Origin of the sequence: Vibrio sp. 10N.239.312.C11 (genome assembly GCF_041466065.1) — a bacterium.
Lineage (GTDB): Bacteria > Pseudomonadota > Gammaproteobacteria > Enterobacterales > Vibrionaceae > Vibrio > Vibrio tasmaniensis_A.
Genome location: NZ_JBFSRZ010000059.1, coordinates 1 through 22,023, shown reverse-complemented (window position 1 = coordinate 22,023; position 22,023 = coordinate 1). Strand labels below are relative to the sequence as shown.

27 protein-coding genes are annotated in these 22,023 nt (G+C 43.6%); 20 read left to right on the top strand and 7 right to left on the bottom strand.

The genetic code is table 11. The annotated features are described in order from the left end of the window. The first annotated feature begins 5 nt into the window (after nt 1-5). The 8 genes from AB6D07_RS19585 (at nt 6) to AB6D07_RS19550 (ending at nt 4,316) form a co-directional block, all read left to right on the top strand. Nucleotides 6-428 carry a GNAT family N-acetyltransferase gene (locus AB6D07_RS19585; protein WP_017104342.1) on the top strand — a complete coding sequence of 141 codons (423 nt, stop codon included), beginning with the start codon at nt 6-8 and terminating at the stop codon, nt 426-428. Nucleotides 429-513: 85 nt separating this feature from the next. Then, the gene (locus tag AB6D07_RS19580; RefSeq protein WP_017104341.1) at nt 514-921 is read left to right on the top strand and encodes a GNAT family N-acetyltransferase; all 408 of its coding nucleotides are present in this window, start codon (nt 514-516) and stop codon (nt 919-921) included. Between the two features lie 67 nt (nt 922-988). Then, entirely contained in the window at nt 989-1,570 is a 582-nt protein-coding gene (locus tag AB6D07_RS19575; RefSeq protein WP_017104340.1) for an HD domain-containing protein, read from the top strand. 121 nt (nt 1,571-1,691) lie between these two features. Continuing rightward, complete coding sequence (locus AB6D07_RS19570) at nt 1,692-2,084, top strand: hypothetical protein (RefSeq protein WP_017104339.1); 393 nt, start codon at nt 1,692-1,694, stop codon at nt 2,082-2,084. Between the two features lie 177 nt (nt 2,085-2,261). Continuing rightward, nucleotides 2,262-2,519, top strand: coding sequence for a hypothetical protein (locus AB6D07_RS19565; protein ID WP_009846818.1), 258 nt, complete (start codon nt 2,262-2,264; stop codon nt 2,517-2,519). A 181-nt stretch (nt 2,520-2,700) separates the two neighbouring features. Beyond that, nucleotides 2,701-3,159 carry a DUF302 domain-containing protein gene (locus AB6D07_RS19560; RefSeq protein WP_029223183.1) on the top strand — a complete coding sequence of 153 codons (459 nt, stop codon included), beginning with the start codon at nt 2,701-2,703 and terminating at the stop codon, nt 3,157-3,159. A 266-nt stretch (nt 3,160-3,425) separates the two neighbouring features. After that, complete coding sequence (locus AB6D07_RS19555) at nt 3,426-3,941, top strand: adenylate kinase (protein WP_017104337.1); 516 nt, start codon at nt 3,426-3,428, stop codon at nt 3,939-3,941. 132 nt (nt 3,942-4,073) lie between these two features. Continuing rightward, nucleotides 4,074-4,316 carry a hypothetical protein gene (locus tag AB6D07_RS19550; protein WP_029223182.1) on the top strand — a complete coding sequence of 81 codons (243 nt, stop codon included), beginning with the start codon at nt 4,074-4,076 and terminating at the stop codon, nt 4,314-4,316. A gap of 105 nt (nt 4,317-4,421) precedes the next feature. Here AB6D07_RS19550 and AB6D07_RS19545 read toward each other — a convergent pair whose 3' ends face one another. Continuing rightward, the gene (locus AB6D07_RS19545) at nt 4,422-4,754 is read right to left on the bottom strand and encodes a PBPRA1643 family SWIM/SEC-C metal-binding motif protein (protein ID WP_017104336.1); all 333 of its coding nucleotides are present in this window, start codon (nt 4,752-4,754) and stop codon (nt 4,422-4,424) included. A 265-nt stretch (nt 4,755-5,019) separates the two neighbouring features. Between AB6D07_RS19545 and AB6D07_RS19540 the strand changes: the two genes are divergently transcribed. The 4 genes from AB6D07_RS19540 to catB all read left to right on the top strand — a co-directional run bounded on the left by AB6D07_RS19540 (nt 5,020) and on the right by catB (nt 7,702). Next, nucleotides 5,020-5,736 (top strand): HAD family hydrolase, encoded by a 717-nt coding sequence (locus tag AB6D07_RS19540; protein ID WP_017104335.1) that lies wholly within the window; start codon nt 5,020-5,022, stop codon nt 5,734-5,736. Nucleotides 5,737-5,778: 42 nt separating this feature from the next. Beyond that, on the top strand, nt 5,779-6,213 hold the full coding sequence (locus tag AB6D07_RS19535; protein ID WP_372140744.1) for a nuclear transport factor 2 family protein: 435 nt from the start codon (nt 5,779-5,781) through the stop codon (nt 6,211-6,213). 37 nt (nt 6,214-6,250) lie between these two features. After that, entirely contained in the window at nt 6,251-6,982 is a 732-nt protein-coding gene (locus AB6D07_RS19530; protein WP_012604011.1) for a glucose 1-dehydrogenase, read from the top strand. Nucleotides 6,983-7,075: 93 nt separating this feature from the next. After that, nucleotides 7,076-7,702 (top strand): type B chloramphenicol O-acetyltransferase, encoded by a 627-nt coding sequence (gene catB, locus AB6D07_RS19525; protein WP_017104333.1) that lies wholly within the window; start codon nt 7,076-7,078, stop codon nt 7,700-7,702. A 79-nt stretch (nt 7,703-7,781) separates the two neighbouring features. On the opposite strand, the gene AB6D07_RS19520 is transcribed toward catB, so the two are convergent. Next, nucleotides 7,782-8,147 (bottom strand): cytochrome c, encoded by a 366-nt coding sequence (locus AB6D07_RS19520; RefSeq protein ID WP_017104332.1) that lies wholly within the window; start codon nt 8,145-8,147, stop codon nt 7,782-7,784. Nucleotides 8,148-8,391: 244 nt separating this feature from the next. Between AB6D07_RS19520 and AB6D07_RS19515 the strand changes: the two genes are divergently transcribed. The 3 genes from AB6D07_RS19515 to AB6D07_RS19505 all read left to right on the top strand — a co-directional run bounded on the left by AB6D07_RS19515 (nt 8,392) and on the right by AB6D07_RS19505 (nt 9,402). After that, nucleotides 8,392-8,643, top strand: coding sequence for a Rho-binding antiterminator (locus AB6D07_RS19515; protein ID WP_004733849.1), 252 nt, complete (start codon nt 8,392-8,394; stop codon nt 8,641-8,643). Between the two features lie 8 nt (nt 8,644-8,651). Beyond that, nucleotides 8,652-8,885 carry a hypothetical protein gene (locus AB6D07_RS19510; RefSeq protein ID WP_004733848.1) on the top strand — a complete coding sequence of 78 codons (234 nt, stop codon included), beginning with the start codon at nt 8,652-8,654 and terminating at the stop codon, nt 8,883-8,885. Nucleotides 8,886-8,952: 67 nt separating this feature from the next. Continuing rightward, nucleotides 8,953-9,402: a GyrI-like domain-containing protein gene (locus tag AB6D07_RS19505; protein ID WP_029223181.1), complete on the top strand. Its 450-nt coding sequence runs from the start codon at nt 8,953-8,955 to the stop codon at nt 9,400-9,402. Between the two features lie 147 nt (nt 9,403-9,549). Here the strand turns inward: AB6D07_RS19505 and gltS are convergent, their stop codons facing one another. The 3 genes from gltS to AB6D07_RS19490 form a co-directional block, all read right to left on the bottom strand. Continuing rightward, on the bottom strand, nt 9,550-10,773 hold the full coding sequence (gene gltS, locus AB6D07_RS19500) for a sodium/glutamate symporter (protein ID WP_017104330.1): 1,224 nt from the start codon (nt 10,771-10,773) through the stop codon (nt 9,550-9,552). A 76-nt stretch (nt 10,774-10,849) separates the two neighbouring features. Continuing rightward, complete coding sequence (locus tag AB6D07_RS19495) at nt 10,850-12,223, bottom strand: patatin-like phospholipase family protein (protein WP_017104329.1); 1,374 nt, start codon at nt 12,221-12,223, stop codon at nt 10,850-10,852. A 205-nt stretch (nt 12,224-12,428) separates the two neighbouring features. Continuing rightward, nucleotides 12,429-13,088 (bottom strand): glutathione S-transferase, encoded by a 660-nt coding sequence (locus tag AB6D07_RS19490; protein ID WP_017104328.1) that lies wholly within the window; start codon nt 13,086-13,088, stop codon nt 12,429-12,431. 104 nt (nt 13,089-13,192) lie between these two features. On the opposite strand from AB6D07_RS19490, the gene AB6D07_RS19485 reads away from it, so the two are divergent. Further along, nucleotides 13,193-15,448 carry a peptidase U32 family protein gene (locus AB6D07_RS19485; RefSeq protein ID WP_017104327.1) on the top strand — a complete coding sequence of 752 codons (2,256 nt, stop codon included), beginning with the start codon at nt 13,193-13,195 and terminating at the stop codon, nt 15,446-15,448. A 127-nt stretch (nt 15,449-15,575) separates the two neighbouring features. On the opposite strand, the gene AB6D07_RS19480 is transcribed toward AB6D07_RS19485, so the two are convergent. Together AB6D07_RS19480 and AB6D07_RS19475 are read right to left on the bottom strand one after the other, a co-directional pair. Then, the gene (locus tag AB6D07_RS19480) at nt 15,576-16,040 is read right to left on the bottom strand and encodes a thioesterase family protein (protein ID WP_017104326.1); all 465 of its coding nucleotides are present in this window, start codon (nt 16,038-16,040) and stop codon (nt 15,576-15,578) included. Between the two features lie 220 nt (nt 16,041-16,260). Further along, the gene (locus AB6D07_RS19475) at nt 16,261-18,084 is read right to left on the bottom strand and encodes an ABC transporter ATP-binding protein/permease (protein WP_017104325.1); all 1,824 of its coding nucleotides are present in this window, start codon (nt 18,082-18,084) and stop codon (nt 16,261-16,263) included. Nucleotides 18,085-18,646: 562 nt separating this feature from the next. On the opposite strand from AB6D07_RS19475, the gene artP reads away from it, so the two are divergent. The 4 genes from artP to artM all read left to right on the top strand — a co-directional run bounded on the left by artP (nt 18,647) and on the right by artM (nt 21,683). After that, nucleotides 18,647-19,375: an arginine ABC transporter ATP-binding protein ArtP gene (gene artP, locus AB6D07_RS19470; protein WP_004733840.1), complete on the top strand. Its 729-nt coding sequence runs from the start codon at nt 18,647-18,649 to the stop codon at nt 19,373-19,375. 209 nt (nt 19,376-19,584) lie between these two features. Continuing rightward, the gene (locus AB6D07_RS19465) at nt 19,585-20,328 is read left to right on the top strand and encodes a lysine/arginine/ornithine ABC transporter substrate-binding protein (RefSeq protein WP_009846802.1); all 744 of its coding nucleotides are present in this window, start codon (nt 19,585-19,587) and stop codon (nt 20,326-20,328) included. 3 nt (nt 20,329-20,331) lie between these two features. Beyond that, nucleotides 20,332-21,018, top strand: coding sequence for an arginine ABC transporter permease ArtQ (gene artQ / locus AB6D07_RS19460; RefSeq protein ID WP_017104324.1), 687 nt, complete (start codon nt 20,332-20,334; stop codon nt 21,016-21,018). Next, nucleotides 21,015-21,683: an arginine ABC transporter permease ArtM gene (artM, locus tag AB6D07_RS19455; RefSeq protein ID WP_017104323.1), complete on the top strand. Its 669-nt coding sequence runs from the start codon at nt 21,015-21,017 to the stop codon at nt 21,681-21,683. The genes artQ and artM overlap by 4 nt, the downstream gene beginning before the upstream one ends. Nucleotides 21,684-22,023 lie beyond the last annotated feature (340 nt).

The window sequence follows — 22,023 nt, the reverse complement described above, 5'->3', positions numbered from 1 at the left end:
GCGACATGGAAGTCACAAGGTATCAACCCAAGTATTTAACCGCTTTACAGGCGCTCTATCTAGAATCAAGACAGGACACCTTTCATTGGGCTGATGCCGACGCTTTTAAGTTATCCGATTTCGAATTAGATACAGAAGGTGAAGAAATATGGGTCGCCGTTTCTGGCAATAAGATTTTAGGTTTTACCTCTATTTGGAAACCTGAAAGTTTCATCCATCACCTCTATGTTTGCCCGCGAACGCTACGTTCTGGGGCTGGTTCTGCTTTACTCAATACCTGCAAACAACATTACTCTGGTCTGACATTGAAGTGTTTGACTGCCAATGAAAATGCGATTGGCTTTTATCAGTCGCAAGGCTTTGTTATCTCGTCCACAGAGGGAGAGGGATTAGAGCGTTATCATTTAATGACTTACCAAGTTTTGTAATAATAAGCTTAGTAATAACAATCATGGTAATCACAAGCACTGCAATCACAACAAGGTTCATCAAGTCGGGAGTTAAACCGAGAGTATGGAAATAAAACAGCTTTCAGCGATTGAGGTACTTCCGGTTAGGCATCAAGTGCTTTGGCCTGATAAACCGATGTCGTTTTGTATGGTGCCAGATGACGAACAAGCAACGCATTACGGCGCGTTTGTTGGTGAGCAGTTGGTTTGTGTCGCGTCTATCTATATCCAAGGCCATGAAGCGAGGCTGAGAAAGTTTGCGACGCTGCCTGAATTCCAAGGGCAGGGAATCGGTTCAAACGTGATTGAACATGCAATCTCGAACCTCAAAGATTTAAACATCCAATATTTTTGGTGCGATGCGCGTACAACGGCTTTAGGTTTTTATCAAAAATTTGGGATGGCTGTCGAAGGCTCTGAATTTGAAAAATCGGGCGTTGCGTATTACAAAATGTCGGTTTATTGGGAGTAACGACCCTTTGTCGCTCTTTTAACCCTCAGCTCGGATAAATCATCAACTTAAGTTAAGGAAGCTCATCGTGGAAGAAATCAAAGGCATTCTGCAATTCATGGTCGAAATTGAACAATTAAAGGATGTTCATCGACAGACAAAACCAGTTGGATTGGACCGATATGAAAACTCGGCCGAGCACAGTTGGCACGTCTGTTTGAGCGCGCTCATGTTGAAAGACTATGCCAATGAAGAAATCGATATTACCCGAGTAATGAAGATGTTGCTGATTCATGACCTGGGGGAAATCGATGCAGGAGACACTATCATTTATGCCAGTGAAACCGAAGAAAACAAGCTCAAAGAGAGAAACTGCGTCGAGCGCTTGCTCAAATCATTGCCGAGCCATTTAAGCACCGAGTACTTGGATCTATGGCTTGAGTTCGAAGCGGGTGAGTCGCCGGAAGCCAGATTTGGTAAGGCGATCGATAGAGTGCCACCTTTGCTTCATAACATCCATGGTGGTGGTCATAGCTGGAAGAAGCACAACATATCCAAAGACAAAGTACTGACCTTCAATGGTGAGCGTATTTCTAAAGGCAGTCGTGCTCTATGGAAAGAGCTAGAAGTGCAACTTGAAGGGGCTGCGGACAAAGGACTATTAAAGTAAAAGTTAACTATCTTGCCAAGTAATGGCAAACAAGTTTCACCTAACAACGTTTAAATTTAACCCGGGAATTCATAGTGTTACTTGAGAGTAGCAAGCCCATAGTTGAAGGAATAAGAACCACATGAAAACCACTGCTTTAGCTGTATTGTTACTTGGCGTTTCCGGTTGTGTATTTGCAACCGATAACAATATTGAAGCTATCGATTACCAAGTGTCGGTCACTGTCGAGGATTCTGAATCAAAGCTCAACTTCCCAACCTTTAAGTTCCACTCTTTCGGTCAGGAAGTCTCATCTCAAACTGAAGAGTGCATTTATTCGGGTGTTCTTTCTAAGCATGAAGCTAACGCTATTCTATTAGAGGCCAAAATGTCATGCGATTATGAAGATGGTGAGTCTAGCGGTGATATGCCGGTTTTTATTCTTGATAAAGAGGGTGGAGAAGTAAGTATAGAGCTTGGAGAAGATGAAGCAAACCTGTGGAAATACTCGGTTCTAATTAAAGCGCTTAACTAAATTTTGTCCTGCTATCAAACTCCCGCAATGCCAACTAAAGTAGATTCAAGATACATGGCACTTATCTAGTGTCTCATTTCTTTCTAATATAACTCTAATGGACAACAATAAGTTCGAGAACCGACTGATAACTTGTTAGTATGCGTCAACTTTGTAAATGTTAGTTGGCTTATATAAATGCTTGATAATAAATATATTAAACACCCTTATCACTGTGAGCAGTGCAACGCACTTACCCCGCACCTTGCTGTTAACGCTTCCGATGCTCAATCTAAAGCGGAAGCTGAATCTGAAAAGAAACAATGGAAACTAGGCGTGTTGATGGAGTACCTGATGACGTTATTGTTTAAAGGTGACCATAATGTTCCCGGTTTTTATGTCGACAGTGATTACGAATACCAGTGTGAAAAGTGTGGGACTAAGTCGTGGCACTGATCATGTGTTTAGCTTTTGAAACAATTCCTATCTCAACTGCTGATAATAAGACGCATTAGAAAAGTGATCCTCTCTGCAAATTGAGAATGGAAACGTGTCTATACTGACATGGGTTACGTCGCTGATTTTAGAAGTGGCGCTACGAATGTAAGTTTGATTAGGTTAAATCTCAGAGGTGACGATGAAAAAATTACTACCACTATGCGCCATTTTACTCTCGGCATCATTTTCAGCTACGGCTTCTGATGGTTTGATTAAATATCAAAGTAATTACTCAGTGAAAGAGACCGCTGACCGCTTTGAAGAAATCGCCAAAAGCAAAGGATTGACCTTGTTTGCGAGAATCGACCATCAGAAAAATGCGAGTAAGGTTGATCTTGACTTGAGACCAACGGAAGTCATCATCTTTGGTAACCCAAAAGTAGGGACACCATTAATGCAATGCGCTCAAGATGTCGCGATAGACTTACCGCAGAAGGTGTTAGTCACGGAAGATTCCAATAAAAAAGTATGGTTGTCTTACAACGATCCTAATTACTTGGTAGAGCGTCACGCAATCAATGGCTGTGACGAAGTGGTTAAGAAGATATCGGGTGTACTAAGCAAGCTTTCAGAAGCGACAGTGGCGAAAGCTGAATAACCGAGCCAATAGGCACTCATTTAGACCATTAATGGGTACGACTTGACGATGATATAGCTTCCCAATCAACGTTTGGCTGCATTGACAACTAAGCAACAATATATAAAAGTAGTGTTATGAAACTGAATTTAGCGTCATCTAACCAACGAATTATCATCATTCCATAGGAATGGTGGGATTGTTGATGCGCTTTGTTTATCGAACCCACCCGTAAGGTGGGTTTTTTGTCGCTGTCTTATGGGTTTTATCTGAATAGAGGAAGTCATATGAAAAAGGTCGCGGTTTTTGGCAAACCTGGGAGTGGAAAGTCCACAATCAGCAAGGTGTTGGCTCTAGCTACAGGCATAGAGCTTCACCAGTTGGACTCTATTGTTTATAAGGCCAACGGAGAGTTTGTTGAGCGTGAAGTGTTCGACCTAGCGCACGACAACATAATCAATTCTGAAAGCTGGATCATCGATGGTTTTGGCCCTCTAGGCTCGTTCAACACACGGTTAGATGCAGCTGATACCTTGGTTTATATCGACCTTCCTTATTCAACTAGCTACTGGTTTGTAACCAAGCGAATGCTCAAAGGTTTATTTGTTAAACCTGAAGGCTGGCCTGATGGAAGCTCAGTGATAAAAGGCACGATACAAAGTTATAAGACACTAAAACTGTGTCCTAAATTTTGGAATGACGACTTTAGAGCGCAGTTAGAATTGCGCGCTAAAGAGAAAGAGGTTTACATCATCAGAAGCGTGACTGAATTGAATAACTTTGTTCATCAACACGTCACTTAACAGTCGAGAGCTTACCTTTCTTTGAAACGCTTTAATTTGCTCATAACTTTATGAAAATATATAGATTTAACTCAACATGTGGCATATTTGCCATGTGTTGAATTTGTGCTTTGAGTTAAGGCTATAGATATTATGTATGGAAGTGAGAAGACGAGAGCGTTCTGCTGTAACTGTAAGAAACTTACACTGCATAGGTACACGATGTTCAGTAGCCAAGTGCAAAAGGCACCACAAGCTGAAGATAAAGAACCGAGTTTACTCCAACGAATTTTATCGGAGTTTCTATCTTTTGGTGTTACAGGTTCGGGCGCGACAGGTGATTACAAATGTACCCAATGTGGAACATATTTGAATACACCAGACAACCTCGACTGAGTTTGTGGGTTTGGCTTAGGCAAATAAAAACGGGAAGACCTCAATGATCTTCCCGTTAGATATTACTTAACTCATCGTGCTATTGGCAGTTTTGAGTGAGAAGCCTTATGCGCAACACTTCTTGTATTTCTTACCGCTACCGCAAGAACATGGATCGTTACGGTTAGGTGTTTTTTCGAACGTCATTGTTTTTGGCTTGTTTAGCAACGTGTCGAACTCAAGTGTGTTTTCTTCTTTCTCTGCATCCACAGATACAGTCACGAAGATTGAATGTTCAGCAGCGATTGCTTCAACGTCAGTTTTGCGAGCGTCAGTTTGAACCGTTACGTTGACTGGTGACTCTTCAGTACCCACTTTAACATCGCGGTTTACGTTGTAGCCTGCAAGAACGTGATTTTGTCTTGTTTCAATACGGCCTTTGAAAAATAGTTTCGACATTGGGTACTCGTTAAAATTTTGGATGACGCTATTCCAATGCTGGATAGCGTTATAGAGCGGGGGATTATACTGATATATTGCAATTGATAAAGCGGTTATGTGAGCAAAGCTTGTTTAGTTATTCTCGTATAACGATTCTACGCACCGCAACCTCTCAATTTTTTGCTTGTTCCGGGTTATATTTCAAATTAGAAACAATAAAATTTTCCTCAATAGGGGGTAGAGTGATAAATTCAAATGGCCAATTTAAACAAAGAGATAGTGTATGAAATTAGATGCCATACTGTGGGATTATGATGGAACCTTAGTCAATTCAGTTCCAAAAAATATCGCAATAACCAAAGACATTATCTCTGTGGTCGCACCACATTTGTCAGGTGATAATTTACCCAGATATTTGTTGAGTGAAGCGCTCTATCACGAAGCCAACCACGGTGCTAAAAACTGGCAAGCCTTGTATGTTGACTATTATGGGATGTCTCATGATGAAATGTTGATCGCTGGTGGTATGTGGGCAGAGCATCAAGAGCAAAATCAAACTCCCGTAGCCTTGTTTGAGGGAATGGAAACCGTGATCAGTCAGTTCGCGCACCTTCCTCATGGGATTTGCTCGCAAAACTCTCAATTGAATATTCGAACGGTACTCGATAGCTACGGTATCGGTGAGTTGTTTAAGTCAGTAGTTGGCTATGACGATGTATCGAATGGTAATCAAAAACCGCATCCGTTTGGCGGCGTGAAGTGTGTTGAGAACATATTTGGTGAAGCTCACTCTAAAGAACTGTGTTTGATGTATATCGGTGACCATGAGGCGGATACACAGTTTGCTCGCAATATTGAAGTAGCACTGGGTAAGAACGCAAAAGTGATTGCGGTAGCTGCGGGTTATAGCCGTTCTGAACCTGAAAATTGGCAAACCAAGCCGGATTACATTGCTAACAGTGTCGATGATCTTTCAATGATCATTGGCAAATACGTTTAATCAGTAACGCTTAGTCGCAAGTAGCTAATTTAAGGAATAATAATGAAACCGAAAGACGTGGTATTAGGTTTTTGGGATGCAATGCGCACCAACGATTTTGCAAAGGCAAGTGAATGGCTAGCCACAGATTTTGAAGGTTATTGGCCTCAGTCGTCTGAATTGACGGTAGGGCGCGACAACTTCACGGCAATCAATGTTGAATCCCCCGCCAATGGTGTTTGGGAGTTCACGCTCAATTCAATTGTCTGTGAAGGTGATACGGTAGTAACGGACGTTTCGGTTACAGACAGTGTCTTGAAAGACCGGGTGATCACCTTTCACACGGTCGTTGATGGTCTAATTCAAAAGCAAACTGAGTTTTGGCCAGACCCATTCGAAGCGCCGGCTTGGCGATCGCAGTGGATTCAGGTTGTATCGAACAATCAGTTTGTGTCGATACGATCAGTTTGTAACGAAAAACCAGGTCGTATCGAATAATCAGGTTATAACAAACAAGTGGCATTAGGAGGTTTCATTGAACAAGGTAGTGATTGTAACAGGCGGGAGCCGAGGCATTGGCGCGGCGACATCTAAATTGTTGGCCAGTAAAGGTTATGCCGTATGCGTTAACTTCATACACAATGAATCGCGAGCGGAAGAGCTAGTTAATGATATTCGTGAACAAGGCGGAACCGCTATCAGTGTTCGGGCGGATGTGTCTGTTGAATCGGACGTGAAATCCTTATTCGAGATTGCACGTAATAAGCTAGGCCCAGTGACTCACTTGGTCAATAATGCCGGGATCTTGTTTACCCAGTCACCTTTGGTTGACATCGAATTGGATCGCTTTGAAAAGGTGATGAAATCGAACGTATCAAGCTGCTTCCTTTGCAGTAAAGCCTTTATTAAACAAGCTGACGGTGCGGGTTCTATTGTGAATGTATCATCTGCTGCTTCGCGAACGGGCGCACCGTTTGAGTACGTGGATTACGCAGCATCGAAAGGTGCGATGGATTCACTCACCAAAGGCTTATCGCTTGAATTGGCTTCACGCAATATCCGAGTGAATGGCGTAAGGCCAGGCTGTATTTATACTGAGATGCACGCAGACGGCGGAGAGCCTGATCGCGTAGACAGACTCGCTTCGCAGTTACCATTACAACGAGGTGGCACACCAGAAGAAGTCGCTAACTCTATCGCGTGGTTATTATCGGACGAGGCTTCGTATGTCACCGGCTCGTTTATTGATATTGCAGGCGGTCGGTAGGGCACGTTGGCCTTTGCACTAAGATAAACAAGTTAATACCATCAACACGCAACACAAGTACCTAACTAAAAGAACGAAACTAAGAGTACAAACATGAAAAACTATTTTGAAAGTCCGTTTGTCGGAAAGTCACTGAAAGAACAAGTGACCAACCCAAACATCATCGTGGGTGAGCACAGCTATTACTCGGGTTACTACCATAACCACAGCTTTGATGACTGTGCGCGTTATCTGCTGCCTGATAGAACAGACATCGACAAGTTGATCATCGGCAGTTATTGCTCGATTGGTTCAGGTGCCGTATTTATGATGGCGGGAAACCAAGGCCACCAAAATCAGTGGGTGAGTACCTTCCCGTTTTTCTACCAAGACGACGAGAAGTTTGAAGATGCGATAGACGGCTTTGAACGCTCTGGTGATACCATGATTGGTAACGATGTGTGGATTGGCACAGAAGCGATGATCATGAGTGGTGTTAAGGTTGGTGACGGGGCGATTATCGCGAGTAGAGCGGTTGTGACCAAAGATGTAGCGCCATACTCGATTGTCGGTTCAAACCCTGCTCGCCATATCCGTTATCGATTCGATGACACTGAGATTGCTCAGTTGTTAGAAATGAAATGGTGGGAGTGGAGCGAAGAACAGATCAAAGGCGCGATGTCGTTGATGTGCTCTTCAGATATCAACGGGCTTTATCATTATTGGAAAGCGATCAAGTAATCGCAGTCCCCGATATAGCCACGCGTGACAATGTAGCCACTCATGGGGTTTATACAAGAATGCTCACACAAGCGAAAACTTACTGAATTGAATCTACATACCACAAGATATCTAACGCATCTTGCTTTGTGATCACACCTTGCCACGCTGGCATGCCTTGTTCTACATCGCCCTCTAAAACGTCATCCGCCAAAGAGCTTGGGCTGGTAAAAAAGCCGCCTAGTTTATTAGCGATATTGGCGGGCTTGTGTGGCAATGAAGCGGCAGTGGGGCCATCACCGTGTCCTTTGTCCCCATGGCACACCTGACAAAGCTGCGTGTATTTGGCTTTGCCATTGGCGAATTGGCTCGCATCGACTTCAGTGGCCGCACTAACATTAAACGTCATCATTGAAGCGACTAAACCTAATAAAGCTAACACGTGTAAATGGTTCATGGTTTTCATTGTTTTGTTCTCGATTATTATTTAACAATGAAAGAATAAGCAGGTGTGAGTAGAAGAAACGTGAATGGATAAAGCGAGATTAAGCTAAGTTTAGAAGTAGGTTTAGAAGCACGTTTAGAAATAGGATTAGAAGCAAGTTTAGTTTCGGACGAACATCAATGTGACTTGTGTAAATGATTGATTATATGCATATTGCATAGTATGGCGTGTCGCATTAGCGTGGTGGATGAATTGGAGGGGTATTATGATTAGTTGCAACGATTACGATTATATTGAGATTGTGTGTATGCACCGATACCCAATCAAATTGACGCTGAAGTCTGGCGAGCAGATTGAATGTGTCGGATTAGATACTCAACGCAATGATAGCCGTGAAGAGTGCATTAAGGTCAGTATTCAAGGTGTAGAACAACTTGTCGTACTCACTGATCTTTCCACACTAGAAGTCTGTGTCGACAATCCTCATTTTCAGCAAATTTCATTCAAAACGTCATAGGCTTTCAAATGAATAACACCATAGAACAATGCTATTGCACCGCATGCAGAGAAGACACACAACATGTTGTTGTGTTGGTCAGAAAGACGAGTGCGTTTGCAGACAAACCTAACCAAAAGCGAAGCGAGTTTTGGGCAGGCATGATAAAAGGTTGGTTCCTTGGCCCGTTTATCGCGTCAATGGATGAGTTTTCTCGTCACCTTGTCTGCGAAAAATGTGGGCATAAAGAGATACAAGATTAGTCGTGTTATTTTACAAAACATTAGATTCAATACAGTTAAAGCGTCGATTGGCTTAGGAATAAAACGAATGAAAGTAGAAACGATTGAAGCCGTAAAGGCGTATGGTTTTTCAGTAAGAACCACTAATACCGATGAGATTGACCCGGCCAAAGCCAAGATAGGGCAATTGTGGCAGGGCTTTTTTGACCAAGCGTTTCCAAAATTAACGCCGGATTCAAAAGTGTATGGTGTCTACACCAATTACGAGTCTGACTTTACGGGTGAATTTGATGTCGTCGCTTGTACTAGCGCACTCACCGATAACAATTTAGATGCGCTAGTTGAAACCGAAATTGAAGCAGGTAAGTACCTAACGTTTTCAGCTAAAGGAGAACTTCCTCAAGCGGTCATCGATTTATGGGGCGAAGTGTGGGCGTACTTCAACGCAGCGGGTTGCCCACATGTCCGAACTTACACGACAGACTTTGAATTTTACAAAGGCGAAACTGAAGTCGAGATTTCGATAGCGATTCAATAAGCTTTGGATTGTCGTTAGTGATAGTGCAAATTTAGTCATTAGCAAAAGAGCCGCTCTGTACGAGCGGCTCTTTTTATTGGGGTACACCGCCTAAATAAATTGCGGTACACCGAACAAATTGTGGAATATCGTATTAACAGAGGTCAGCTACATCATTCTCATGAAGTAAGGAATAATCAGGGCGTTCGCTAAATCAATGAAGAACGCGCATACCAATGGCACGATGATGAAGGCTTGTGCTGAATGCCCATACTTCTGACTTACTGCCGACATGTTTGCCATGGCTGTCGGTGTTGAACCTAACGAAATCCCTCCGAACCCAGCACATACAACAGCCGCATCATAGGTTTTACCCATTGATGGGAACACGATGAAGATATTGATTATCACCGCGAGTAGCAGCTGCATTGCCAATATCGCGAAGATAGGACCCGCCAAATCAATGAGCGTCCAAAGTTGCATGCTCATTAGTGACATCGCCAAAAATGTACCCAGGGAGATTTCAGCAATTAAGTCGATAGCGGGCGAGCGTGTCGGCCATTTTGCGCCCGAGATTCTTGGGTAGGAGTCTGGCATTACGTTGGTGATCACGATACCCGCAAACAAACACGATACGAACAGTGGAAGTTGTAATCCTGTTTGACTGATCAATTCATTAAGCAACGCGCCGACAATGACACAAATATGAATCGCTAACACGGCGTCTAAAAATTGAAATGATGTAAGAGCTTGGTGTTGTTTTTTTGCATTTGAATCGATTGAGTTTGATTGCCCGTCGACAGGTTTGAGGTTGTGACGCTTAATGAGAAACTTTGCAATAGGGCCACCCATCAGGCTGGCTAAAATCAACCCAAATGTTGCACTGGCGATACCAATTTCCATTGCGCTTTCTAGGCCGAACTCTTCTGCAACCTTGGGTGCCCAAGCAATCGCGGTACCATGCCCGCCAATCAGTGAAATACTTCCGCTGAGTAGGCCAAAGACAGGCTCTAGGCCAAACATTGATGCGACAGAAATACCGACGATGTTCTGCATAATCATGAAGAAGATAGTGATTGATAGCAAAATCACCAAGGGCTTTCCGCCTTTGAACAGGTCTTTCAAACTTGAGTTAATCCCAATCGTGGTAAAGAAGTAGACCAATAATACATCGCGGGCAAATAGATCAAATTGCACTTCGATTGAGGTCGTCGCGTATAAAACCGCGAACAGAAGCGATGCCAAAATCCCACCAGAGACAGGTTCAGGGATACTGAACTCTTTCAAAAAACCGATGACTTGATTCAGCCTTCGTCCGACAAATAGAACCACGATCCCCATGGTCACTGCAAAGAATGACCCGAGATGTAAGATGTTGTTTTCAAATTCCATAGTGATCCTTGTAAAGGTGAAGTTATGACGTAACTTTAGTTGCCAAATTGCGCTTTAATAAGCAACTAGATTAGCATTATTTGTTGCGTTCAAATGATAAGAAGTTTCGGAATTCCGGATCGGCAACAAGTTGTTTGTTACCTTCTTCAATCAATAGGTCGACGTTTTCTTTGTCTATCATAAAGTCCGTGGGAATTTGATTGAGTAAGTATCGCTTTGCACTGTTGTCTGATTTATTCAAGCTGATCTCAATGAAGTAGGGTGAAACCTTACGACCTTGATGAGAGGCCAGTTCTTGCCAAGATTGCAACTCGTCGACGATCAAATCTTTTGTTGTGTCGTTATAGCGATGCAACTGTATATCGGTGATGACATCCACCGTTTGTTTCATGGAAGGCGCTTCAATTGACTCTCCAATGCCAGATTCTGGGTTCGTCGATGCATCAACCGAAATGATGACAATAGGACGCGCGTGCTGGTTGTCGTACAAGTTTTTCAGATCTTCGTTGTCGTTGTAGCGCAAATATTCAGACATCTCATACACCGACAGTAAACCGAGGTTGTCAGTAATCCCGCCATCCACAAGGTGGAGATAACTCACATCATCCTTATTGCTATAGGACTCTAGCGATTTGATGAGATTTCTATTGCGATAACTTGTAGCCTCAAACGAGGGTTGTAAATGCTCTGATTTATCACAGTCATTTTTGTTTTCTAGTACCACAGGTGTGAAAACGAAAGGCACGGCAGAAGAAGCCGTCACCGAACTGGACACTGAATAACTGTTCAAGTCTGAACAAATGAGGTCAAAATACTCTTGTGTGAATGAAAAACGCGAACCCGTTGAAATGTCGGTCGCGTTAATAACAATGTAGGGTGCATCTTCTCGGTGCATGTCGGCAAATGTACTTTCACCGAAGATGTTGGCTTTGTAATAGTCGGTGGCTTTGTCTGTTCTGGTGGCGTACGAGAACCAATAAGTCGGAGATAAAAGGATGGAGAACAGATCTTTTGAGACTTCGTGATAAAGGAACGTTTCTTCATAATCTTCGAATATCTGGTCACCATACAAACCATAATACGCGGCGGTAAAGCTGCCACCGGATACCGAACTGATCATATCAACTTCTTCTAACAGATTGACCGTTTCACCATTTACTTGGATGTTGGTGTCGCGCAATGCTTGCAGCACACCATATGAGAGCGCCGCCGCACGCGTGCCGCCCCCAGAAAAAGAGAGGATCAACGTAACTTTGCTATTGGGTTTATTGAAGCTTTTCGCCGTGTAGGTTTGATTCTGCTGCGCAGCAGATGGGCTTGTGTTGGTTGCTTTGTTTTTCGCGCTACAGCCTGAAAGGGCAAGCGAGAAGACCACTAACAGTGAAACTTTCGCGAACCCTTTAAAATCGGGGCTAGGTGTGTTGAATGTGTTTACTTTGTTTTTTGGCATAGCGCATTTCAAACTAACGTTGTGATTGAGTGAAATGCGATTTTCGTTGATATCTAATATGCCATCAATAGCATCGCTTGTGATTCAGTGTCACGATTTTCATAACAATAGAGAGCTGTCTATGCATATTTAGAACTATTTTCAGTCATCTTCGGCAATCTTCAGCAATATGGAGTTATCTCCAGCAATTCATAGCGACTTAATGCTACCCAAAAACACAATCTTGCTTGGTTTCATTCCACAAAGGGTATTGCTTCATGACTTGGGTGTAGAGCTTACTGTCGAGGTGCGCTCTTAACCAACGTCCTACGTGCTGATATTCAGATTGCACAAACCACTTCTTCTCGACTCTTACGAACTGGCTAACAAACGGCATCACAGCAAAGTCGGCGAGGCTTGGCGTTTCTCCAAAGAAACAAGGCTGATTGGTGAGTAATGCCTCTAACTTGCTGATGAATCCGTCACAGGCTTGTCTGCGTTGTTCACTATCGATGTTTCGGTAACGCACTGAAGCGCGGTATTTCTCTAAGTGACCAATGAATTCTTCATCGTTGGTTTTGATAAGTTGTTGGACTTGCTCGCTAAGTATTGGATTGCTTAAGCGCAGAAGATCTTGAGGATCGTTTTGTTGAAGCGCCCAATTCATCACATCTAAGCTCTGTTCGATGATTTGACCATCTGGCAATACCAATACTGGAACAGTGCCTTTTGGAGAACTGGCCAATAGTTCGCTAGGCTTATCTTTGGTGACAATTTCTCGAAGTAACACTTTCTGCTGTGATAGTGCGATGCCCATTCTTCCTCGCATAGCGTAAGGGCAGCGTCTTAAAGAATAAAGAATAGGTAAATCGAATTCGTTTGGCATTATTGAGGTCATTTAGTTTGGAAAGTGTTGTTAGGTGGTAAAGAGTTCGTGTTGTAGGTAGAATACGCGCCTTAAAAATTATAAGTAAGTGAGCGACTTCAAAAATGAGCAGAAAGATTGAGTTATTAGCCCCAGGTGGCGATGTCGAGGCGATTAAAGCCGCTATCGTGGCCGGTGCCAATGCGGTTTATTGTGGTTTAGACACCTTCAACGCTCGTAACAGAGCCTCTAACCTTTCGTTAGATGAGTTGAATGGTGTGATTCGCCTTGCTCATGAATATGGTTGTGAAGTGTTTCTGACTCTTAACGTTGTGCTGCTGGAGCATGAAATTAAGACTATCACTAAATTGCTGAACCAACTGGTGAACACCAAACTAGACGGCATCATCGTTCAAGATCTTGGTTTGTTTGATTTGGTGAAAAAGCATTTCCCATCGTTAGATGTTCACGCATCGACTCAGTTAACGACGCACAACGAAGGCCAGATTAAGTTCTTGTCTAAGATTGGCGCGACGCGCGTAAACTTGTCTCGTGAATTGAACCTACCAGAAATCAAAATGCTGACGGAAGTGGCACACGATCACGATGTTCTAACTGAAGTGTTTGTACATGGCGCTTTGTGTATCGCATTCTCTGGTCAATGTTACTCAAGCTCAGTAAGTGTGGGTAACTCAGGTAACCGTGGGCGTTGTAGCCAAGCGTGTCGTGATGAATACGAAATAACCAACGCAGGCAACAAGTTCCCACTGAACTTGAAAGATAACTCCGCTTACTACGACCTACCTGAACTGGTTGACGCGAAAGTTGACTCGTTGAAAGTAGAAGGCCGTATTAAAGGCGCACACTACGTATACACTGTGGTAGACACTTGGCGCAAACAGATTGATAGCTTTGTAGAAAGTGGTTTGTTGATCGAAGACGATTCGAACCTACACAAAGTATTCAACCGTGATTTCACCAACTCTTTCCTCAAGGGCAACCTAACGAAAGACATGTTCATTGATAATCCTCGTGACAACAGCATGAACTACGCCGTTGATAAAGCGACGAAAGAGAACAATGAAATCTCTGTTGTGCAAATTCAAGAAGTAACTAGCGATCTTTATGAAGCTAAGAATGCGCTAGGTAGCGAAATGCGCGACAAGATCGAGTTCCTTGATATTCGTAAAACACCGGTGTCATTGTCGTTTAGCGCTAAGGTGGGTCAACCATTTACGGTGACAGTGAACACACCAAAAGAAAACTTTACGGTTCAGTCTCAATCATTATTGGCAACAGCTAAAGAGACTGCGATTACTCAGGCGTTACTTGAGAAGCGTTTCAAATCAGTGAAGAGTGCGGTTCATACGCTTGAAAACTGTAACTACGACAACTTAGATGAAGGTCTGATTCTTCCTTTGAAAGAAGTGTCGGTCTTAAAAGACGAAATCGATTTCATCTTAAACGGTTCTGTGAAAGTGATTAAGCACGTTGAAGTGCCAGCACTGCCTCAGCAACCAAAGGTTAACGAGAAGCCAACCATGTCGATGCTTATCGCTGATGTGGAAGACTTGCACCTGTGTGACGTAACTGACGCGGATGTTTACTTCAAACTGCCTGAAAGCTTCAAGAAGCGTTGTAACAAGTACATCGACATCTTGGCAGCAAACCCACGTTTGATTCCTTGGTTCCCAGCAGTATTGATCGGTAAAGATTACGACGAAGCGGTTCGTATTCTTGAAGAGATCAAGCCAGCTCGCATCGTGACCAACAACACGGGTATTGCTTACAAAGCTTACGAGATGGGAATTGAGTGGGTTGCAGGCCCGTTCATGAACACCACAAACTCTCACGCACTGGTTACGCTGAAAGAAGAGCTGAACTGTGCTGGTGCTTTCATTTCGAACGAGATCAACAAAGGTCAGATTCGTCATATTCGCCGTCCAGAGAACTTCAAACTGTTCTACAGCATCTACCACCCAATCTTGATGATGACCAGCCGCCAGTGTTTCTTCCAAAGAACCGTGGGTTGTAACAAGCCAAGCATCGAAGCCGGTTGTATGTTGAAGTGTGAGAAAGCGACCACGATTACCAACGTGAAAGGCATCTCTTTCGCGGTTGATAAACAGAAGGGTGGCTACCCAAGCATTTACAACCACGAGCAGTTCTTAAACCATGACGCTGTAACGGATTTCTCAGGTCTGTTTGACGAGTTCTTCATCGACCTAACCAACATCGGCGCGGGTTCGAAAGAAGTACAAGACAAAGTAGAGCTTATCAAACACTTCCAAGGTTTGATTGACGGCGTTGATGGTTCACAACAGAACCTAGAGCAGATGGTTGAAGTTCGAACTAACGCTCAATACGTGCAAGGTCTATAGGGTTCAAGGCTTATAACACTAAAGGTCTATAAGGCTTAACCGCTTATAATCACTCTGAACCAATAAACAAGAGGCCACTCAATCGAGTGGCCTTTCTGTATCTGAGTATTCTGAATCAGCGAATACGTTATTCCGTCACAGCTTCCTGTTTGAAGCATGGGCTCTTTAACGTGTTCATCTTCTCGATTTCATTGGTTAAACGCAGTGAAAGCAACGCTTTTTGGTTTGAAGCAAAATCGAACATAACGATGGTCGCAGTGCCGATTGTCGTCAGCTTCTGTTGAGCCTTACTGACGATCCCGTATTCCATGGTGAAGCGGTCGTCTTGAATGTCTGTAACACGAGAACCAATCATCAGCGTGTCTGGATACGTGACTGGTCTGAAATATTTACAATAAGTGTCGCCAAGAACAGGGCCAACTTTGGTAATCGCCATCTCTTCCATCAGCTCGACATGCTTGAAAAAATCTAAGCGAGCAGTTTCGAAATAACGAAAATATACGGCGTTGTTAACGTGATTAAGCGCGTCCATTTCTCCCCAAGCGACAGGGATTTCTGTTACTACCGGGTAGTCAGATAATAGTGCTTCCATGCGAACTCTCTTATTGTTATCTGTGTAGTTAGTGTTATCTGGGTAATTAACGTTATCTGCTTATCCTTCATCGGGATAAGTTGTTATTGGAATAAAAACCCTACCGTTAAATTAACAAAACTGCAACACGTGTGATTTAAGTTTTTGAAGCTTGAAACCACACAATGTCAGGGACTTAGTCTTTCATTACTTAATGACTTGAACGCATTTGCTCCATAACTCAGCGATTAAGGTGTTTGAATTGCAGTTCAACTAAGCGTTGGTATAATTCGCAGCTATTGATGAGAGACTGGTGGTCGCCGATGTCTACTAGCTGCCCTTTATCGAGTACCGCAATCTGGTCGGCGTGTTTAATTGTTGATAATCGATGGGCGATAATGATCGTAGTTCTGCCACGCATTAACTCTTCTAAAGCTTGTTGAACATGATGCTCACTTTCACTGTCTAGCGCACTGGTTGCTTCATCCAATAAGAGAATATTTGGATCTTTTAAGATGGCACGAGCGATGGCAATACGCTGACGCTGACCGCCAGACAATCTCACGCCACGTTCACCAAGAAAACTGTGATAGCCTTCAGGTAAGTTCTGAATGAACTCGTGCGCGTGCGCTTTTTTCGCCGCTTCGATAACTTGCTCGTCTGTTGCTTCTGGGTTTCCGTATCGGATGTTATGGAACACATCGTTACTGAACAGGGCGGGTTGCTGCGGTACAAGCGCCATCTGCTTTCTTAGCTCGTTTGGGTCAAATTGATTCAGCTCAACACCGCCTAAGGTTACTTTACCCACTTGCGGGTCGTAGAAACGTTGCAGCAGTTCGAACAGAGTAGTTTTACCTGCGCCAGATGGGCCAACCAGTGCCAACACTTTGCCTTCATGGGCAGTGAGCGTGAGGTTGCTTGTTGCGGGTTGATCCGGTCTTGATGGGTAACAGAAGGTCACATCATCAAACGCAACTTCTGGAGTCACATTATCTAGTGATGTTGGGTTCGCTACCGGCGCAACAATATGGCTTTCAACTTGTAGGATTTCGATTAATCGCTCGGTCGCACCTGCCGCGCGTTGCAGTTCACCCATCACTTCAGAAATGGTACCTAATGACGAAGCGACCATAATGGCATAGAAGACAAACGCCGCTAAGTCACCCGCTGACATCGTGCCGTTGATGACATCACTACCACCAACCCACAGCATCCCTGATATTGCGCTGAACACGATAACAATCACACCAGAGATAAGAATCGCGCGCTGTTTTACACGCTGGCGACCAATCTCATAAGCCTTTTCCACTTCTACCGCGAATGACGCTTTTTCTTGCTCTTCTCGGCTGTAGCTTTGCACCGTTTTAATGTGCTCAATTGCCTCACCTGCGTAAGAACCCACATCAGACATGGAGTCTTGGCTTTGGCGAGATAAAGCTCTTACACGACGCCCATAGACAAGGATCGGAATCAAGATAAATGGCACCGAGGCCAATACAATCAAGGTCAGCTTAATATTGGTCGCGAATAGCATGATGATCGCACCAATACACATCAACGCGCTCCGCATCGCCATAGAGAACGATGAACCTATGATGCTTTGAAGCAGAGTGGTATCCGTTGTGATACGCGACATGATGTCGCCACTGCCATTAGTTTCGAAGTAACTCGGGTGCAGCGTCACGACATGATTGAAAACCGACAAGCGAATGTCCGCACTCACACGTTCCCCAACAGAAGAAACCAAATAGAAGCGGAAGAAAGTACCAATCGAGATCAATACGACCACGACCATGATGAATTGAATCGCGCTGCCTAAATCTGAGAGTGATTGTTGGCTGAAGCCTTGGTCGATGAGAAGACGAATACCGTGTCCGACTGAAAGGGTTAAGCTCGCCGTGAAGATCAACGCGATCAACGCAGCAATAACACGACCTTTATAAGGCTGAATGAATTTACTCAGCTCAAACAAAATACTGAGGCTTTTTTTCTCAGGTTTGGCATCGGGATTCTTTTGAGTCTGTCGCTGGTTTGAGTCGAGCGTAGAAGAGACATCGTTTTGCATATGACTGCCTTAATGTGTTGTCGCTTTAAAAATAGATGGCTTGTTGCTTATTACTTATTGCTAATGGTTTATGACTTATTGCCTGTACTGCGCGTTGTTCGCTGGGAAGTACTTGTTGTTGAGAATAGAACCCATTAAAGCATTTATTGCGCTGTGACGCTCCCTAGGAAACTCAATTTCCAATATTTCCTCCCCACGAAGTGAATAATTCGAAACAACCTTAAAGGAAAACTAAGCATTCTGATCCAGTCAGTTCGACAGGAAAGTAGGGTATTTAACCCTAATTTTTATGCAAGTAAATTATCGTTAATAGGAGAGTGCGTTCATAAACTAGCAATCGAGCAATGATTTATAAATTGATAGAAAAACGTTTGCTTTTTATCTCGATATTAGCTTTATCAATGACTTGCAAATTTTGGTTGTAAGACCAGTTATAGCGACTGTTTTTTGTGCAATATTTGTTACAAAAATTCAACAAAGTAGTTTTTTATACATTTTTCTTGCATAAAACCTCGGATTGAATAGAATAGCCAGCAAATGACAATTAATGCAGTATTGTGGCATGAGTATTCAAGTAAAGAGCATCAACAAATCATACGGTGATACCCAAGTTCTTCACGACATCAGTTTCGACTGTGAGAGTGGCGAAACCTTGGTATTGCTTGGCCCAAGCGGCGCTGGCAAGAGTTCACTACTGCGTGTTTTGAACCTGCTAGAAATCGCGGACAACGGCGAATTAGATATTGCTAACGAGCAATTCGACTTTGCTGGTCAGATCCAAGAGAAGCAAGGGCTTAAACTTCGTCGTAAAGTCGGCATGGTGTTCCAGCAATACAACTTATGGCCACACATGACGGTGATGGAAAACTTGATTGAAGCACCAACCAAAGTTGCGGGTTTGGATAAGCAAGAGGCGATCAAGCAAGCTCAAGAAGTACTAAAGACACTTCAACTTGCCGACAAAGCTGACGCTTGGCCACTTCAACTGTCTGGTGGTCAACAACAGCGTGTTGCGATTGCACGTGCGCTGATGATGAAACCGGATGTGTTGTTGTTTGATGAACCAACAGCGGCGCTTGATCCTGAGATCACCAACCAAGTTGTCAGCATTATTAAAGAGTTGAGTGGAACGGGCATTACTCAAGTGGTTGTGACACACGAAGTTGATTTCGCGAAGAAGATTGCTAGCCACGTTCTGTATCTAGAAAAAGGGTACATCGTTGAACACGGCACCAGCGATTCATTCGTTAATCCGCAGACACCTGAGTTTGCCGAGTATTTGACTCACTAGATTAGTGACTCATCAAAACCAAGTTAAGTCACTAGATTAGTGACTCATTAAACCTGAGTTAACGCATTGGATTCACATAGCCCAAGATTCAGCTAATTTATTTGATTCGGCTAATCACAACACAATTTAGTCAAACATAGATTCAGTTAAAACAAATCAAATTATAAAAATGGCCACAGGTCAAAATCACACAGATTCGGAGTAACAAAATGAAAAAGATTCTACTAGCTTCACTTATCGGCCTTTCTTCAGCAGGCATGGCTGTTAATGCATCGGCACAAGATGAAATCAAATTCGCAATGGAAGCAACTTACGCACCATTCGAATACATGGACGAGAACAACCAAATCCAAGGTTTTGACGTAGACCTAGCAAACGCACTTTGTGAAGAGATGAAAGCGACTTGTACTTTTCACAACCAAGCGTTCGATAGCTTAATCCCAGCGCTTAAATTCAAACGTTACGATGCCGCTATTTCGGCAATGGACATCACTGAAGCGCGTCTTAAACAAGTAAACTTCTCTAACGCTTACTACGACAACTCTGCAGCATTCATCTCTATTGAAGGCAAAGTAGCAGACCAAGCAGCACTAGAAGGTAAGCGTGTTGGCGTTCAAAACGGTTCAACTCACCAGAGCTTCCTACTTGAGCAAATGGCTGGCGTAACAGCGGTACCTTACTCAAGCTACCAAGATGCATTCATCGACATGAAAAACGGTCGTATCGATTCAGTATTTGGTGACACAGCGGTAGTAGCTGAATGGTTCAAAAAGCAAGACAACCTAACGTATGTTGGCGACCAAGTAACAAACCAAGAGTACTTCGGTAACGGCTTTGGTATCGCAGTAAACAAGAGCAACCAAGAACTTGTAGACCAGCTTAACGTTGCACTTGCAGCAGTGAAAGCGAACGGCGAATACGACAAGATCTTTAACAAGTACTTCGGTAAGTAATTTATGGAATTAACGGGTTACTCTTTAGGGCTCGTCGAAGCAAGCTGGATGACAGTTCAGCTTGCGTTCGTAAGCCTATTGGTTGGATTGGTTCTAGCAGTTTTGTTTGCAAGTGGTGAGATGTCTCGTCGTATTGCAATCAAATGGCCAACGACTGCATTTGTGACGATTGTTCGTGGTTTACCAGAAATTCTGGTCGTACTGTTTATCTACTTTGGTTCGACACAAGTTCTGTTCATGATCACTGGCGACTTCATAGAAGTGAGCCCGTTCTTATCTGGTGTTGTTGCACTGTCACTTATTTTTGCTTCTTACGCTTCGCAAACTATTCGTGGTGCGTTGAAAGCAGTAAGCAAAGGGCAGAGAGAAGCAGCAAGTGCGCTTGGTATTTCACAATCTCGTGCTTTCTTCAGAGTCGTATTGCCACAAGCAGTGAGACACGCGCTACCAGGGTTAACCAACCAATGGCTGGTTCTATTGAAAGACACTGCACTGGTTTCATTGATTGGCGTAACCGATCTGTTGAAACAAGCGCAATTAACATCTGCGGCAACGCACGAAGCATTCACTTGGTACGCGACAGCAGCAGCAATCTATTTGGTCATCACTTTAATCACACAAAGATTGGTAAAAGTGATTGATGGTAAGTTCTCTATTCAAGGTTTGGATAACAAAGGGGCAATGGCATGAATCAACAATACCTCTCTCAAATGCTTGAAGGCTTAGTGACCAGTCTTCAACTCACAGGTGCTTCATTGCTTGTTGGTTGTATCTTGTCATTGCTGATGACGGTAACGCTAATCCTAAGAATACCGGCGATTCACTGGTTAACTCGTGGCATCATTACGCTGTTTACCGGCACACCATTGTTGGTTCAGATCTTCTTGGTGTATTACGGCCCGGGTCAATTCGATTGGATTCGTGAAAGTTTCCTATGGACATGGCTTAGCCAACCTTGGTTCTGCGCAATGTTAGCACTCGCACTGAACACCGCGGCATACAGCACGCTACTGTTCAGAGGTGCATTTAACGCGATTCCAGCAGGGCAGTGGGAAGCATGTCGCGCATTAGGCATGGACAAAATCGCGACGCTTAAAGTGTTACTGCCATACGCACTACGTCGCGCCGTTCCAGCTTACTCGAACGAAGTGATTCTAGTCTTCAAAGGCACGTCACTGGCAAGCACCATCACCATCATGGATTTGATGGGCTACGCTCAGCGTATCAACGGCCAAACCTACGACACACTCACAGTGTTCGGCATTGCTGGCGCATTCTACCTAGCAGTGAATGGTGTATTAACGCTGGTCTTCCGTCAGGTAGAGAAGAAGGCCCTCGCATTCGAAGCTGCGTAAGCTAGCCACTCAAAAGCTTAACTAACGTATAAAGCCTGACATTAATGTTCGCATAAATGGCAGGCTTTTTTGTGTTTGGGTATGTGCAGAGTACTGTGATTACATACAGCTCAGTGAGGTTTTCGCCAAAATTATACTATATAGAAATATTCTGCATTTTGTCATTCAATGAGTTTATCTATGTTTTAAGTCACTGAAATACTGTGATTAATCGTGGTAGAGTCCCGTACATATGAAACTAGATAGAAAAATTCTATATTTAAATGCAGAATTTTTCTGTCTAAGAGCTGTTGAACTAAGCCGCTTCGCGGAGGGCTTTCCTCTCACTTACCTGATAGAC